The sequence below is a fragment of the Clostridium porci genome, from assembly GCF_009696375.1.
Taxonomy (GTDB): domain Bacteria; phylum Bacillota; class Clostridia; order Lachnospirales; family Lachnospiraceae; genus Enterocloster; species Enterocloster porci.
Window position 1 is genome coordinate 51,705 of sequence record NZ_VUMD01000016.1, and the last position, 17,661, is coordinate 69,365.

9 protein-coding genes and 1 riboswitch are annotated in these 17,661 nt (G+C 45.2%); all 9 genes read right to left on the reverse strand.

Going from position 1 to position 17,661, the window contains the following annotated elements; all coding sequences use genetic code 11:
* Positions 1 to 103: 103 nt before the first annotated feature.
* Positions 104 to 889: a sirohydrochlorin cobaltochelatase gene (locus FYJ39_RS15775; RefSeq protein WP_154473401.1), complete on the reverse strand. Its 786-nt coding sequence runs from the start codon at positions 887 to 889 to the stop codon at positions 104 to 106.
* Positions 890 to 1,282: 393 nt separating this feature from the next.
* A complete protein-coding gene (gene gdhA / locus FYJ39_RS15780; protein WP_154473402.1) occupies positions 1,283 to 2,617 on the reverse strand; it encodes an NADP-specific glutamate dehydrogenase in 1,335 nt (444 codons plus the stop codon).
* Between the two features lie 270 nt (positions 2,618 to 2,887).
* Positions 2,888 to 5,503: a bifunctional acetaldehyde-CoA/alcohol dehydrogenase gene (gene adhE / locus FYJ39_RS15785; protein WP_154473403.1), complete on the reverse strand. Its 2,616-nt coding sequence runs from the start codon at positions 5,501 to 5,503 to the stop codon at positions 2,888 to 2,890.
* Between the two features lie 228 nt (positions 5,504 to 5,731).
* On the reverse strand, positions 5,732 to 7,774 hold the full coding sequence (locus FYJ39_RS15790; RefSeq protein WP_154473404.1) for a methyl-accepting chemotaxis protein: 2,043 nt from the start codon (positions 7,772 to 7,774) through the stop codon (positions 5,732 to 5,734).
* Between the two features lie 390 nt (positions 7,775 to 8,164).
* Entirely contained in the window at positions 8,165 to 9,352 is a 1,188-nt protein-coding gene (gene metK / locus FYJ39_RS15795; RefSeq protein ID WP_154473405.1) for a methionine adenosyltransferase, read from the reverse strand.
* Between the two features lie 148 nt (positions 9,353 to 9,500).
* A riboswitch (SAM riboswitch) is annotated at positions 9,501 to 9,631 on the reverse strand.
* 92 nt (positions 9,632 to 9,723) lie between these two features.
* The gene (locus tag FYJ39_RS15800; RefSeq protein WP_154473406.1) at positions 9,724 to 11,553 is read right to left on the reverse strand and encodes a bifunctional metallophosphatase/5'-nucleotidase; all 1,830 of its coding nucleotides are present in this window, start codon (positions 11,551 to 11,553) and stop codon (positions 9,724 to 9,726) included.
* 152 nt (positions 11,554 to 11,705) lie between these two features.
* Positions 11,706 to 12,998 carry a UDP-N-acetylglucosamine 1-carboxyvinyltransferase gene (locus tag FYJ39_RS15805; RefSeq protein ID WP_154473407.1) on the reverse strand — a complete coding sequence of 431 codons (1,293 nt, stop codon included), beginning with the start codon at positions 12,996 to 12,998 and terminating at the stop codon, positions 11,706 to 11,708.
* A gap of 200 nt (positions 12,999 to 13,198) precedes the next feature.
* Entirely contained in the window at positions 13,199 to 15,679 is a 2,481-nt protein-coding gene (locus FYJ39_RS15810; protein WP_154473408.1) for a hypothetical protein, read from the reverse strand.
* Positions 15,680 to 17,131: 1,452 nt separating this feature from the next.
* Complete coding sequence (locus FYJ39_RS15815) at positions 17,132 to 17,644, reverse strand: DUF4446 family protein (protein WP_154473409.1); 513 nt, start codon at positions 17,642 to 17,644, stop codon at positions 17,132 to 17,134.
* Between the last annotated feature and the right edge of the window lie 17 nt (positions 17,645 to 17,661).

Here is a 17,661-nt window from a genome sequence, read left to right on the forward strand (position 1 = left end):
TTTTCGCAAACGCAGTTGATAGAATGTTTCCTCAAACACCTTGACTACGATCCATAGGATTTAGAAAATGCTGTTACCCTCTGTTGCTGCAACGCATTTCATTTTATGAGTTTAAGGCGTCCTTAACGTGATCCACAAACATTTCCTGAATCTCGGTAAATTCTCCCAATCCCTTTACGATGCACTCCACCTGGTATCCCTTTTCTGAAAATCGGGTTTTCCAGGAGTTCTCATCGTCCCCAGCCATGTCCTCATTGGCATGATCCCCGGCCACAATCATAAGAGGCTGAAGCACTACTTTTTTGACCCACATCCCCTCAACCGCTTTCAGGCTGGCCTCTATATCTGGCTCTGCTTCAACCGTACCTACAAAGTAGCGGCTGTGGCCTGCCTTATGAAACATTTCCCCTAATTTATGATAGGCGATGTTGGCTCTATGGGCTGTGCCATGTCCCATAAATACCATCGCCGTATGTTCATCCAGCTTCTCCTGGGTGGAAGAGATCAGAATATCCCTCAGCCTCAGATAGTCCTGCTCCGCTCCAAGCAAGGGCCCTCCATAACGGATCGAATCAAACTGCTGCTCAAAGGGCTTAACCTGGCTCATCATATCATCATACTCTTCTCCTGGCATCACATGGGTAGGCTGCACCACCACCTCTTTAAATCCCTTCCATACCAGTTTTTCCATGGCTTCTCTCACAGTATCAATCACAAGTCCATCCCTGGATCTTAACTTATCAATAATCATCTGGCTGGTAAAAGCCCTGAACACCTCATATTCCGGAAAAGCCTCCCCAATGGCCTTCTCAATGGCCCCTATGGTCAGCTCCCTGGTTTCTGTATAGCTGGTACCAAAGCTAACTGCCAGAATTGCTTTCTTTTTCATTCTAAACCCGCTTTCTAAATTTACTATTTTCCAGCCGATTATAGCATAAACTATCAGAAAAAGAAAGCGTCAGAGACAACCTGCTGCTGATTCCTGTAACCTCATACGTAACTTCTTTTCTGCCTTTTCACGTTTATAATCCTCAATATCTATAGCTACAAACTTACCTTGTCTATTTCCATCAAATGCTAAAACACTATAATACCTGCTTAATTTAGCTTCTTATTAAATTTATAACCAGCTCCCTATATCATCCTCAAAATAACCGTAAATTATCTTTTATTTACGGTTATTTTGACAATTCTTTTGTCATATCAACACATAAAGAAAAGTCCCATAAACACGAAGCTTACAGGACTTATTCATATGATTTTTTATTTTAGAAATCTTCTATTAGCAAACGCCCTGAGCTAACATAGCATCCACTACCTTCTCAAATCCGGCAATATTAGCGCCTGTCACATAATTTCCAGGTACTCCATACCGTTCCGCCGCATCCGCTGCCTTTGCGAATATATCAACCATAATCTTGTGAAGCTTTTCATCTACTTCCTCGAAGGTCCAGGACATTCTTAAGGCATTCTGGCTTTGCTCCAGGCCAGAAGTAGCCACACCTCCCGCATTTGCTGCCTTTCCTGGCATAAAGAGAATTTTCTTCTCTACAAACAGATCCGTCGCCTCTCTTGTAGATGGCATATTAGCTCCCTCTGCCACTGCAAAGCATCCGTTGGCCAAAAGCGTCTTTGCATCCTCCAAATCCAGCTCGTTCTGAGTTGCACACGGAAGAGCAATATCACATGGAATGGTCCAGATTCCCTTACCCTCTGTAAATACAGCAGTAGGTACCGCATCTACGTACTCTTTGATTCGTCCTCTTCTTACTTCTTTAATTTCCTTAACAACATCCAGCTTAATGCCGTCCTTGTCATAAATGTAGCCGTTGGAATCACTGAATGCAACTACCTTTCCGCCCAACTCTATGGCTTTCTCTGCTGCGTAGATAGCAACGTTTCCAGAACCGGATACCAGGACGGTTTTGCCTGTCAGCTCTTTACCGTTGTTTTTCAGCATCTCGTCCAGAATATAAATCAAGCCATAGCCGGTAGCCTGGGTTCTAACCAGAGAACCGCCGAAGTTCAGTCCTTTTCCTGTAAGAACTCCCTCGTACAATCCTGTCATTCTCTTGTACTGTCCGAACAGAAAGCCTATCTCTCTGCCCCCTACCCCTATATCGCCGGCAGGAACATCCGTATCCTTTCCGATATGGCGGTACAGCTCTGTCATAAAGCTCTGGCAGAACGCCATAACCTCACGATCGGATTTGCCCTTGGGGTCAAAGTTGGAACCGCCTTTGCCTCCGCCCATAGGCAGGCCTGTGAGGGAATTTTTTAAGGTCTGCTCAAAACCAAGAAACTTTAAGATGCTGACGTTTACGGAAGGGTGGAAACGCAATCCTCCTTTATAGGCGCCGATTGCACTATTAAACTGCACTCTGTAGCCCTTATTCACCTGAACACGGCCATTGTCATCTACCCACGGCACGCGGAATGAGATAACTCTTTCAGGCTCTGTAAAGCGCTCCAGAATACCGGCTTTGCGGTACTTCTCCTCGTTGGCGTCAATCACCAGCCTTAAGGAATCCAGTACCTCCTTAACAGCCTGGTGAAATTCCGGCTCTCCCGGATTCTGGGTTACTACTCTCTCGTAAATCTCATCAACATATGACATTTCATTGCCCTCCTAAGTTTTATGTAAGATATGAAGTGTGGGGATGCCAGTGTTTTAATGACACACACTTAAAAAAAGTATAACAAGTTAATTTGTTAAAGTCAAGAAAGATATGAGATGAATTCCAAATCGACCAACTCAAAACGTTCTTTGCTCTAATACATATCATAATTTCCGGTATAAAACCATAAAAGAGCAGGCCCTATGCCAATAAGCGTAGAGCCTGCTCCAAACACAAAGGATAAAGGTATTTACCCACAATGGGCCGAATTATTTACCGTAATAAGCTTTCAGATACATTTCTTTAATCTCACTCATAAGCGGATATCTTGGATTTGCGCCGGTGCACTGGTCGTCAAATGCCTGCTCAACCATTTCATCCAGCCTGTCTAAGAAATCCTTTTCCTCAATACCGTAAGCGGCAATGGTCTTCTTAACTCCTACCGCTGCCTTCAGCTCCTCAATCTTATCAATGAGCTTCTTTACTGCCTCTGCGTCATCCTTGGCATTAATGCCACAGAATCTTGCGCACTCAGCATATCTGGCCTGTGTATGAGGATACTGATACTGGGAGAAGGTACCCATCTTACGTGGATTCTCCGCTGCATTAAAATCAACTACCAGAGAGATTAACAGCGCATTTGCAATACCATGCGGAAGGTGATGGAAAGCCCCCAGCTTATGCGCCATAGAGTGGCAAACGCCCAGGAATGCGTTGGCGAAGGCCATACCGGCCATACAGGATGCGTCAGCCATCTTCTGACGTGCCTCTACATTGTCCGGCTCGCTGTAAGCAGTGGGCAGGTAGTCAAATACATTCTTCATGGCTTTTAATGCCAGGCCGTCGGTATAATCAGTAGCCATTACAGAAGCGTATGCCTCCAGAGCATGGGTCAGTACGTCAACACCAGATGCGCTGGTAAGGCCCTTAGGCTGGCTCATCATATTATCCGTGTCTACGATTGCCATATTAGGAAGCAGCTGATAATCTGCCAGCGGGTATTTTACGCCGGTCTCCTGATCGGTAATAACTGCAAACGGCGTAACCTCAGAACCTGTACCGGAAGAGGTTGGAACAGCGATAAAGTAAGCCTTCTCACCCATCTTCGGGAAGGTGTATACACGTTTACGGATATCGATAAAACGCATTGCCATATCCATAAAGTCTGCTTCCGGATGCTCATAGAGTACCCACATAATCTTAGCCGCATCCATTGCGGAGCCGCCGCCCATTGCGATAATCACATCAGGCTCGAACTGTGCCATCAGCTTGGCTCCGGCCTGAGCATTGGCAAGAGTCGGATCCGGCTGTACATCGGAGAATACCGTGTAGGTGATGCCCATTTCATTTAAGCGGTCTGTAATCACATGCGTATAGCCATTCTTATACAGGAAGGAGTCAGTTACAATAAATGCCCGCTTTTTATTCATTACGTCCTTCAGCTCGTTTAGCGCTACAGGCAGACAGCCCTTCTTAAAGTATACCTTCTCCGGTGCACGGAACCACAGCATGTTCTCTCTCCTCTCAGCAACAGTCTTAACATTCAGTAAATGCTTAACGCCAACGTTTTCGGATACGGAATTGCCGCCCCAGGAGCCGCAGCCCAGGGTTAAGGATGGAGCCAGCTTAAAGTTGTACAGGTCACCGATTCCACCGTGGGAGGAAGGTGTATTGATAACGATACGGCAGGTTTTCATCCTGGAAGCATGCTCCATAATTTTTTCTGTTTCGTTAACATTGATATACAGAGAAGCAGTGTGGCCATAACCGCCGTCTGCAACCAGCTGCTCTGCCTTCTGGAGAGCCTCCTCAAAGGTTCTGGCCTTGTACATAGCCAGTACAGGAGACAGCTTCTCATGAGCAAATTCCTCGCTTATATCCACAGAGTCCACCTCGCCGATGAGAATCTTGGTATCCTCAGGCACTTCCACTCCTGCCAGCTTGGCGATAACAGCTGCCTTCTGCCCGACAATCTTAGCATTGAGCGCTCCGTTTACAATAATGGTTTTACGCACCTTATCGATCTCGCCCTGCTTTAAGAAGTAACAGCCTCTGTATTCGAATTCTTTCTTCACTTCCTTATAAATGGACTCCATAACAGTTACAGACTGCTCTGAAGCGCAAATCATACCATTATCAAAGGTCTTAGAATGAATGATAGAGCTAACGGCCATCTTAATATCAGCAGTATCATCAATAATAACCGGTGTGTTGCCCGCTCCAACGCCCAAGGCTGGCTTTCCTGAGGAGTAAGCTGCTTTAACCATTCCAGGTCCGCCTGTTGCAAGAATCAGATCTGCATCCCTCATAACCTCATTGGTCAGCTCCAGGGAAGGCACGTCAATCCAGCCGATTATGCCTTCTGGTGCACCTGCCTTTACCGCAGCATCCATAACGATCTTAGCTGCCTCAATGGTACAGCCTTTTGCCCGTGGATGTGGAGAAATAATAATGGCGTTTCGCGTCTTTAACGCAAGCAATGTCTTAAAGATAGCAGTTGAGGTCGGATTTGTAGTAGGAATAACAGCCGCGATCAGGCCGATTGGCTCCGCGATTTTCTTAATGCCGTACTCCTCATCCTCCTCAATCACACCAACTGTCTTCGTGTTCTTATAAGCATTGTAAATGTACTCTGCCGCATAGTTATTTTTAATGACCTTGTCTTCAACGACACCCATGCCGGTTTCAGCTACTGCCATTTTAGCCAGAGGAATACGCATCTTATTTGCTGCGCTTGCTGCCGCGAAAAAGATTGCGTCTACCTGCTCCTGCGTATATGTAGAGAAGATTTTCTGCGCTTCCCGCATTGCGTTCATCTTTGCGTTTAATGATTCAACGCTGTCAATGATTTCCGGAACAACAACTTGCTCAATTTTCTTTGCCATTTCCTTTTCCTCCAAATTTTCCTTGTGTTTGTAGTACATAAGATTGCTTCTGTTTGGTTGAGGTCGTTTCTTACAATTTGTTAATTAATTATCAATCTTACTGTCTGCATTATAAACCTTCGTTAAAAAAATGTCAATATGTATTTTAAAATTTATCTCTTTTATTGCCGGACAGACGAACCCGGTTTACAAAAAAGCAGGCTGTGCAGCAGCTACAAAAATATATGCTTAATTTTTCTGTATCCGAAACTTCTTAATCAAATCCTTCATTAGCTGAGCCTGGTTTGACAGCTCCTGACAGGCTGCGGCGCTTTCCTCTGCTGTGGCCGAGCTTGTCTGTACCACTGCTGATATCTGCCGGATTCCCTGAGTAACATGATTTACCGACTCTGCCTGCAGGCTGGAAGCCGCCGATATTCCATTGATAATTCCCGCTACCTCCTGCACGCCTTCCAGAACATACTGCATGGATTTTGCCGTCTCGTCTGCAATATGAGTTCCATTTTCCACCGCCTTTAAGGAGGTTTCTATAAGAACCGTGGTATCTTTGGATGCCTCGGCGCTCTTGGAAGCCAACTCCCTGACCTCGCCGGCTACCACGGCAAATCCCTTTCCTGCCGCTCCTGCCCTGGCCGCCTCTATGGCTGCATTAAGGGCCAGAATATTTGTCTGAAAGGCTATGTCCTCAATGGTTTTAATAATATTCCCGATTTTCCTGGAGCTTTCTGCAATATCACCCATAGCCAAGAGCATTGCCTGCATGCGTTCATTGCTTTCTGACGCCTCATCGCTTACCATCTCCGCCTTTTTATTGGCATCCTCCGCATTTTTGGCATTGGCGGTTATCTGCTGTGAAATTTCGTTAATGGTCTCCGCCAGCTCTTCAACCGATCCGGCCTGCTCCACACTTCCCTGGGAAAGTGACTGGGCTCCTGACAATACCTGATGGGAACCTCCGGCTACCTGTTCTGCTGATTCATCGATCTGACCAAGCGTATCATTTAGGGACTGGATGATATGATCCAGGGCCTCACGAATAGATCTGAAATCCCCCATATAGTCTCCTTTAACAGCTAAATTCAGGTTTCCCTGGGAGATCTCCTTTAATATATGGGATATATCTTGAATGATTTCCCTTAATGCCTGCATGGTTCTCCGAACACTGTCTGCCAGCCGGCCAATCTCATCATCGCTCTTTACGCTTATATCAATTCCCAGATTACCCTGGGCAAACTTCTCCATACTGCCGCTGATATCACTAAGAGGCTTCATCATCTTTCGAATAGTCACTACAATAACAAACACCATCGCAGACATCAATGCCGCGGATAGAACCGCCATAGTAGCTATAAGCTTATTACGGGTAGAATTTAATTCTGACACAGGCAGATTAGCAGTTATAAGCCATCCGGTCGTTCCACTTTCCCTGAATATGGATTTATAGGAAACTCCACCATAGCTGTATTCTGCTATTCCTTTATAACTATTCCGTACCTTTTCCTTATAGTCATCTGATAGGTCCAGGGCATTTACATTCTTTCCGATCAGCCCCTCCTGTGCGCTGTATATATATTCCCCATGATTGGAAATCAGCTCCAGAAAGCCGGTTTCTCCCACTTCCACCCCATCCAGAGTCTCTGACAATTTATCAATATTTACGTCTAATCCCACATATCCATATATTAGTTTTTCATTAGGAGCCATGACAGGCACTACAATGGACACAATGCTCTCACCTGATACAGGGTCCGGATATGGATCTGAAACCACTGTCTTTTTTGTAGAGAGAATCGTTTGATACCAGCCGGTTTCCTCCAGATTCGCATCCACTATCTCTCCGGTAGCTCTCACATATTTTCCAAGTTTAGAACTAGTTATCCACACCTGCTGAACGCTTTCATCCTCCATAAATTTAAGGGTATCCTTCAGCATGTTCACAAGGACATCCATCTGTTGATAGGACTCCAGCCTTGGTCTGATGGACAGATTATAAGCGTGAAACCGTGCGTCGTTCCCCAGAATGCTGACCGCAGTAATCTTACTGTTAAAGAATCCGTCTACAACTGAAGCCACATAGTCAGTCTGAGCTTTCAGGTTCTTCTCATTAAGTCCGGAAATACTCCTCGCTGCCATCAAGAAGGAGATTATAATCAAAAGCAGAAGAAATGGAGCCAGAACAGCCATTAAGCTAATACTGACTTTAAAAGAGATAGATCCCTGCTTTCCGGTTTTTATTCCTCTTCTCCCATGTACGTTCCACCGTCTTATCATATTTAATAAGTCATCCCCCTCTGGTTTTATTCTCTTGTTACCCACTTTACATTAGCAGGCATCTTTCTTCCGATTATAGCATAGGGAATCTAAATATAAAATATAATTTTATTCTTTTTTAATATTAAATTATTTTTTTGTGATATTATTCTTCATAAATGGGGGTCTTTCAAATAAAAATGAACTAGCATATTCAACAAAAATCAACTCTTCTGAACAAAAAAACACGGTTCCAGGCAGCGCACCATTTTGTAGCTACTAGAACCATGTTTTATTGTTCAGCATGTTGGTAAGAACCTGTTTTGCTAAGCTTCGTGAACGCCTTTCTTGTGGCAGCTTTCTGTGAAATACCTTTTCAGAACAGTCCCCTGATCGATCACCCTTCTGATACTAAATACAGCTCTTTAACAGCTCCACCTTATCAAGGCGCTCCCAGGGCAGATCCAGATCGTTTCGTCCGAAGTGTCCATATGCTGCGGTCTGCTTATAAATAGGACGGCGCAGATTCAGCATCTGAATAATTCCCGCCGGTCTCAGGTCAAAATTGCCGCGGATAATCTCTATCAGCCTTTCATCACTCACCTTTCCGGTTCCAAAGGTATCCACCATAACAGAAGTGGGATGAGCCACGCCAATGGCATAAGACAACTGAATTTCGCACTTGTCAGCAAGCCCTGCCGCTACAATATTTTTAGCCACATAGCGGGCAGCATAAGCAGCGCTTCTGTCTACCTTTGTACAATCCTTGCCAGAAAACGCGCCGCCGCCATGACGTGCATAGCCTCCATAGGTATCCACGATAATCTTACGCCCGGTTAGACCGCTGTCCCCGTGAGGGCCTCCGATGACGAAGCGTCCCGTCGGGTTAATAAAGAATTTGGTGTTTTCGTCAATCATATCCTTCGGAAGAATCTCATCAAACACATACTTCTTAACGTCTGCATGAATCTGCTCCTGAGTCACATTCTCATCATGCTGAGTGGATAATACAACTGCATCCAGGCGGACCGGCCTGTCATTTTCATCGTATTCTACCGTTACCTGAGTCTTTCCGTCAGGCCGGAGATACTTTAAAGTTCCGTCCTTTCGCACCTCTGTCAGGCGTCTGGCCAGCTTATGTGCCATAGCGATCGCATAGGGCATATACTCCTCCGTTTCATTGGTAGCAAAGCCGAACATCATTCCCTGATCACCAGCTCCTATTGCCTCGATTTCTTCGTCGGACATTTTTTTCTCCTTTGCCTCCAGAGCCATATCCACGCCCATGGCAATGTCCGCAGATTGTTCATCAAGCGATACAATTACACCGCAGGTATCACAGTCAAAGCCATACTTAGCACGGTCATATCCGATTTCCCTGACTGTCTCACGTACCAGCTTCTGGATATCTACGTAAGCCTTGGTTGTAATCTCCCCCATTACCAGAACCAGTCCCGTAGTGATTGCCGTTTCGCAGGCAACACGGCTCATGGGGTCCTTTTCCAGCAATGCATCCAAGATAGAATCGGAAATTGCATCACATATCTTGTCTGGATGTCCTTCAGTTACAGATTCAGATGTAAAAAGTCTTCTTTCCATTAAAATGATCTCTCCTTTTTCATTAGCCTTAGTATCACTATAGCTGCTGCAGCATATCATCTTTACAAAAAAGAAAGTCCGCAGCAACTGCGGACTTGAAAATAATCTTATAATCTTCAAATCCTCTTATTGCTCGACTAAGTATGCCCTGTTATAGCTCCGGCATACTCCTCGCTCAGGTTGGCACCTTCCGGCCCTTTCGTATATCAGGCAGATATACTCAACCGGGGTTGCCGTGACTTCACAGGTCCTTTGTACCTCCATCACTCTGAATAAGGGATATATACGAACTTTTTAATTGTAAAAATGTTATTTATATAATAATTCATTTATACAGGCATGTCAATACCTTTTTACTTTGGAATATTATTTTATTTAATTGTGATTCTTCCCTGTCCTGCCGGATCGGCATAGCCGGCTGTTACCGTCCCCCCCAGGCTTCGTATGTATGCGGATAGAATATCTACATCTACCATAACATCATCTTTAACCACTTTGGAGCCTTTAAACATAGTCATACCGTCACCGCCTGATTTCAGCATATAATTATGGGATGCCACAGTATATGTTTTGTTCACATCTAATGGAGCTCCTCCTACTGTGATATCCGTTACACGGTAAGTACCGCTTACGCTGATAAAGTTGCCCTTATCATCCGTCTTTACATTGGAGCTTACGGAGGTATCTATGGTGTAGGCAAGGCCCGATACCTGGAGAAAACCGCCGTTCTCCTGGGGATAATTTCTGGAAGCCATCTCCAAAGCGTCTTTTATTTGCTGTCCTTTTACCTCCAGGACGCAACCCATATTTCCAAAGGGGAATACCGCCAATGTATCATTATAGGTGATAGCTCCTGGTTTAATGCCGCTTCGGATTCCTCCCCCGTTGGAAAGGCCAATATCTGCTCCAAGCTGAACTCTGTAGGCATCTGCAGCCAGATCTCCCAGATTGGTTTCACCATTACGTACTCTACGCTCTCCTGACACCGGATCATTGACTGTCAGCTCGTAATCCGTAGTTCCCAAAACTGTTTTTAAGGTTTCATTATACTGACTCTGCAGCTGTTTAATAAACTGATCTGTATCATAATCCACAGCTCTTCCCTTTTCATTCATGATACAGCCTCCTGGAATTACCAGATGGGTCCCTACAGGAAGAATATTTGGATTCTTTATTTTATCCAGATTGCTGTTGTATATCTCCAGCCAGCGATCATAAGAACCCAGCTCTCTTTTTGCGATTCTTCTTAGAGAATCATTCTTATGAACCACATAGTCCCTGGCTGTTCCTGCTGCAGGAACCTCTGTTACCAGCTCTGATGTAATCTCTCCGTTGGGTTTTATGGTCATTTTACCAATATTATTTAACTTGGAGCCTGTCTGTGTGACAATCACATTTTTACCATCTTTATTCTGAAGCTCCTGCGAAGGCATCGTTTCATGAGAGTGCCCGTCAATAAAGGCATCTGCTCCCCTTGTATTTCTTATAACCTCCCTGGATGACCAACGCTGCGTTATCCCCTCGTTGCCAAGATGTCCTACAAGTATAACATAGTCTGCCCCTTCATTTCTGGCCGAATCTATTGCAGACTGAACCTGGCTGTAGAGCGCTTCTCCGCTTTCATCCTCACAGAAGGTATAGAGATAATTCCCGCTTCCATCCTGAAAATAGGCCGGGGTAGATTTGGTAAAGCTCTCAGGAGTGGACACTCCTACCAGAGCTACCCTGGTACTGCCGTAAGTAAAAATTTTATAAGGCGCAAATACAGGCGCTCCGCTTGCCAGGCTTAAGAAATTGCTGGAAAAATAACCGCATTTTAACCTGCCTGAAAGCTCCATGAAACGCTCCATTCCATAATCAAATTCATGATTTCCAGGAACAGCAAAGTCGTATCCCGCCTGATTCATAATATCAATCAGATAGCCTCCGTCCGATAAGGTTCCAATGGGAGCCCCCTGTATGGCATCTCCTGCGTCTACCAAAGTTACATAGGGGGTCTGCTGTTCCATGGCTTTTTTATAAAGCACTAGCCCCCCATAACCAATGTTGTCATCCACTCCACAGTGGACATCGTTGGTATAGAGAATCACGATGTCCTGATCCGCGCCATAAGCAACAGCTGTCATTCCTGTTATCAGAGAAATGGCCATTGCCAGGGTGAAAATCAGAGATAAAAGTCCCTTTTTCAGCCTAACCTTCATAGTTTTAAATCCCCCTTTATCTGTTATTTAATCATGCCCCCATTATAAATTAAAAAGCAGAGAAAGTAAAGTATATGGCAAATACCGTGCTTTACTTTTCCTGCTTTCTTTCTTTTTCACAATTCTAAGGATTCTAATAGACGGCTTCACTTTCAGCCTACTTTCAGCTTGAATTTCTGAACCTCCCTCTCAGAATCTACCTTCTCGATCATAGCTCCAAGTCCCTGAAGCTTCTCCTCAAAATTCTCATACCCTCTCTGTATGTAGCCAATTTCATCTACAATGGTATAACCCTCCGCAGCCATGCCTGCAATCACAAGCGCGGCCCCGGCACGGAGATCCGGAGCATTGACCTGAGCTCCTGTAAGAAGCTTCACACCGTCTATCACAGCTACATTTCCCTCAACCTTAATGTTAGTTCCCATACGGGCAAGTTCATCCACGTATTTAAAACGATTCTCAAAAATACTCTCTGTCACCATACTGGTTCCGGCAGCCAGGGCCAGAGTAACTGCCATCTGGGGCTGCATATCTGTAGGAAATCCCGGATAAGGAAGGGTCTTAATATCGGTATGCCTCTGACTGGGTTTTCCCACTACCCTCACCGCGTCATCAAACTCGATTACCTCACAGCCAATCTCCGTCAGTTTAGCAGAGATTGCTTCCAGATGCTTGGGGATTACATTTTTTATCATGACATCCCCTCTGGTTGCCGCTGCTGCGCACATGAAGGTTCCAGCCTCAATCTGGTCAGGAATAATGGAGTATTCCGTACCGTGAAGTCTGGATACGCCTTTTATACGAATGGTATCTGTACCAGCTCCCTTAATATTGGCTCCCATGCTGTTCAAAAAGTTGGCTACGTCTACAATATGGGGCTCCTTTGCTGCATTTTCAAGGATGGTCTGACCCTCCGCCAAAGCAGCCGCCATCATGATGTTGATGGTTGCTCCTACTGATACCACGTCCAGATAGATATGGCTTGCCACCAGGTCAATGGCGTGAGCAATCACTGCACCCCGCTCAATAGAAACCTCAGCTCCCAAAGCCCGGAAGCCTTTAATGTGCTGGTCAATAGGTCTGCTGCCAATATTGCAGCCGCCTGGAAGAGGCACCTGGGCGCTTTTATATTTACCTAATAAAGCACCTATAAAATAATAGGAAGCGCGAATCCTGCGGATGTATTCATCATCCACAGATACCTCCTTAATATTGCAGGCATTGATCTTTACAGTGTGTCGGTCAATCCGTTCAACCCTTGCGCCAATTTCCTGAATGGCCTCTAACAGTACATTAATATCTCTTACGTCAGGTAAATTATCAATCACCACATCGTCATCTGTCATAATAGAAGCAGCCAGGATGCCCAGCGCGGCATTCTTAGCTCCGCTTATGGTCACATCTCCCACCAACGGATTACCGCCTTTGATTATATATTGTTCCATTCCACACCTCTGATACTGATAGAAACAAATTGCAGCTATACCATATTTCATCAGAACAGCCGACTAAGGTTTATTCAGGATGTTTCTCCTAAATAAACCTTAAATATTTGTTCATAATTTATTTACATCTTAATTGATTATACCAACATCCAGAGGATTTGTAAAGGGGGAGGAGAAACCCTTGCCAAATTTCCTTTTACCTATTCCACAGATAAAGCACAGATAAAATCATTTTGCAGTGCCCGGAAATATTCCCCTCCATCGTTCAGCCCCATCTTCCAGGTCTTTTGAGTCTCCGGGTCATAGAGAGATATATTATAGGAATCGTAGCCTGTCAGCATCACATATCCTCCACTTTCCACATAGGCGATGACCGGAATTCCTTTTCCGATATAGTACAGTACCTGATTTAAGGTACACCCTCCGCCATCAATTAGAATAACTCCATCCTCGTACTGTTTGCTTCCGCTAAAGGAATCCAGATATTTTATGATTTTGCTGGCCTCGTCTGCAGGTGACTTAATGGCTGCCACATTTTTCCTGTCAATCCTGTCCCATACAATATGCTGATTTCTATCAGTTACATAGCCCATCTGGTCATAGGCCATCTCCATGGCTGTTACAAAGCTCCTGCTGGAACCGATATAGTGTCCATTTCCATAAGCGTAAAATATCATTTCTGAATCAGCCTGAGCCGTCTGGGCGCTCTCCACATCCAGTATACTTGTATTTTCATAGGAAAATGCTTTTGGAGCCGATACCTTTACACTGTCTCCCTCTATATCTACATCTGTCTGAACAAAATATACCTTTCCCTTTTCACCAGAGGCATACCATCCGATTCCCTTCATAGAACTCTCATCTATCTTCTGGTTGCAAACAATGGTATCCTCATCCTGATATACATACTGATTTTCACTCAGCTTTACAAGGCGCTTCAAATGAATTCTTCCATCTTTGGCAGAAACATCTGAAAGATAGATTCCATCCCGCTTATATTCATCTTCTACCTGCATCTGATTATCCACAATGTACATTGCATACATTGGAATTCCTTTCATCCGTCCATTGGTCAGCCATACATCTTTCGAACGACTGAGTCCATAGATAAGATCATTCCCTACAAATCCCAGCACTCTCACATAATCATCCTCAGCTCCCTCAATTTCCTGCTTACCGGCAGTGTTAAAATCCATTACATGAACCCTCTCTGATTCGTAAAGGCTGGGGCCCTCCTGCCATGCAAAGCGGCTGCCGTCATTGCTCACTGCAAAGCTTCCTTCTGTAAGTCCCTGAGCTATAACAATAAATTCATTGCTGGTAAGCTCAATTCCATATACATTCCCCTGAAGCATAAGATACATCATATTATTAGGAGCCAGATAAGATAAACGGTTCACATCCTCCCTTATCTGTTCAAAGGACTCAGCGGCCGGAATAAAGAATTGTTCCTGAAGGGTGCTGCTGTCTGCCATATACCGGTAATATACGACTCCTGTACGGCCCTCATATTTTCCACGGTTCATATAGCCGTATACAAGAAAATCCACAGTTCCGTCTTCACCTACAGACATAATCTTAATATCATGTTTTTTGTAACTGCTTCTCACTCCATCATCCTGATTGCTTTCAAAGGTAAAAATCCGGATCATCTCTTTATCCTTCTGATCATAGCACCACAAATCGCCGTTGACCTGAAAGGCCAAATACCGGGAGCCAGAGCTCTTCATGATATGAACACGATTGTCACCGCTTATGCCCAGGAGAATCCTCTTTCCTGAGTAGGATTCTTTGTCTCCTGTAAATATTTCGTTGGCATTACGTTCAAAGTTCATCATATAAATTCTTTTTTCATTCCACTTCATTGAAAAATTGTCTTCCGTATCTACCAGCGCCTTTGTTCCGTCCTCCTGACTGATCAACACTTTATAGTTTACCTGGATACGCCCCATAATACCGTCAAATTCCTGAAACGTTATCTGCGGCTTTCCCTGCATTTCCACAGAAAGACCGTCCCAGGTCAGATGATGAAAGCTGGACTTGATTGTTACGTGGCCTAAGGAACTGTTATCCTCAGTATTATTGGTCTCCAGATAAGAGGTCAGCTCTCTGGCCTGATTATAGTCCATGCTCTTTCTGGAAAATTCGTCTGCCAGCCTTATCATATCAGCCGCATATGAATTATCTGGCCAAGTAATTCTGGTATAGTAAAATATTTCCTTTTCTCCTGTTCTGAGAATAAGCTTCAGAAGATACGTTTTATTTTTAGTCAAAATATTCTGAATAGGAAGTGTAGCATTGGTTATGCCATTTAAACTGCTCCAGTTTTCTACCTCCGTCCGTTCAACTAAACGATCCATAGACAAATTTCGGATTTCATAGCTAATCCCCGTAATGGTTGTGCCATATTCAACAATACGTATATGCAGATCACGATTTTCAGGCAGCACAGAGATGCTGTCTCTGGCCGCCTGATTTCCCATATCCCGCATATATCCATGCAGGCCGTTAATCTGAATTCCGCTAAGTTCTGTATATATCACAGGAAGAGTTGGTTCATCCATAGAGGTATAAACCGTTGTTTCTTTTTCCATTACGTTTCTTGCGCTGATAAAGTATACCACAACTGCTATTATAAATATCAGGACCAAGATTCCAACTTTTTGTAGTGTTTTTTTCATATGTGCATTTGATTTCCTTTAAGGTTATTTTTCTATCTTTTATTTTATATAATAACCAAAAAAACTACAACTTAATCTTTTCTAAATTTTATAAAGGCACATTTACCGTTTCAATTTCTTCCTACAAGCTGTTCTTGTCTGCAGCCGGAATTTTTAACAAATCAGACTTACTCCGTTTTTTATCTGCAAAACCCTCTGGCACACCTGCGGTTAAACATTTCATTAAGCAGAAGCACCTTGATTATATCTCTGAGCCAGGGTGGTCTTGGTCCTGGAGGCGGAGGTACTGGCCGAGGCGGGCGCCCAGGACCGGGGTTCATCGGCGGACGCCCAGGGCCGGGGTTCATCGGCGGACGCCCAGGACCGGGGTTCATCGGCGGACGCCCAGGACCGGGGTTCATCGGCAGGCGCCCAGGGCCGGGGTTCATCGGCGGACGCCCAGGACCGGGGTTCATCGGCGGACGCCCAGGACCGGGGTTCATCGGCGGGCGCCCAGGGCCGGGGTTCATCGGCGGGCGCCCAGGGCCGGGGTTCATCGGCGGGCGCCCAGGACCGGGGTTCATCGGCGGACGCCCAGGGCCGGGGTTCATCGGCGGGCGCCCAGGGCCGGGGTTCATCGGCGGACGCCCAGGGCCGGGGTTCATCGGCGGGCGCCCAGGGCCGGGGTTCATCGGCGGACGCCCAGGGCCGGGATTCATCGGCGGACGCCCAGGGCCGGGGTTCATCGGCGGGCGCCCAGGACCGGGGTTCATCGGCGGACGCCCAGGGCCGGGGTTCATCGGCGGGCGCCCAGGGCCGGGGTTCATCGGCGGGCGCCCAGGACCGGGGTTCATCGGCGGGCGCCCAGGGCCGGGATTCATCGGCGGACGCCCAGGGCCGGGATTCATCGGCGGACGCCCAGGACCGGGATTCATTGGCGGACGCCCATCCCATTCCATATCCTGCATCTCCTGAAATCGTAATTCCTGTGTTTCCAAAGGTTCCAGAGCAAGATCATCTATCAGTGGATTCTTTTTTTCAGCACTTTCTTCCTCCTCTAACTGTTCCAAATTCTTGCTAATCTCTTCAGCTTCCATAGCTCTTTGATCTGTTTCTCTTATGTTCCACATACTTCTAATTCGTTCAATTCCTTCTGAAGAAACCACAGTATCGCAGATAGTATCACAGAGCCGGTTTACCATCATAGGATCTGGAAATTCGTCATACATGGGGCTGTTATCATAATCCAACCTGTCACAAGCCTCTGAAACATATTCCTGCAGCATCTTAATACCCGCTGGATACATACTTTTCAAATATTCAATATCCTGCATCTACTCTTCCTTTATCAATTTTCTCTTGCTAATATCATATGCAGCTATCTTTGTCATTCTTCCTTGTTTCCTAAAAAAAATAATAAGACGCCCCGGAATAAAACGGCAGCGTCAAAAAACATATCATATATTTACATGTTTAATTCTTTTTAATATATCCTAAAGCCTGCTCCAATGCCTCCTGTTCTTCATTTCCCAGAACAATATCTGTCTTACCCATATCCACTTCCTTAATATAAAGGTAACATCCTTCTCTGCTATGGACACAGTTCAATATAAAACCACTATTGGTATAATCCAGCATAGCAAATGCAAAACTCAGATTTCCACCCATTCCTTTGAATGCATTGTACTTTACAACGCCATATTTCTGGAAAGAGGCCCTAAAGTTCCGGTTCAGGCTACGAATAGAATCCTTATTTGCTCTGTCCTCCGCTCTTAAGCTGCGAAGCTCATCCATCTCATCCAGAATCACATCCTCCATTGTTTCTGCATCCTTACCTCGCATAAAGTAATCATACTTGCGGCTCAAACTTTTAATCTGCATCATATTTGCAACTGCCAATATGAGCAGTAGAATAACCAATGCCAACAATCCCCCAATTATGTATGCAGGGTCAAAAGGAATCTGATTTAAAATACTATTATCCATTCTATCTCTCCTTTGTA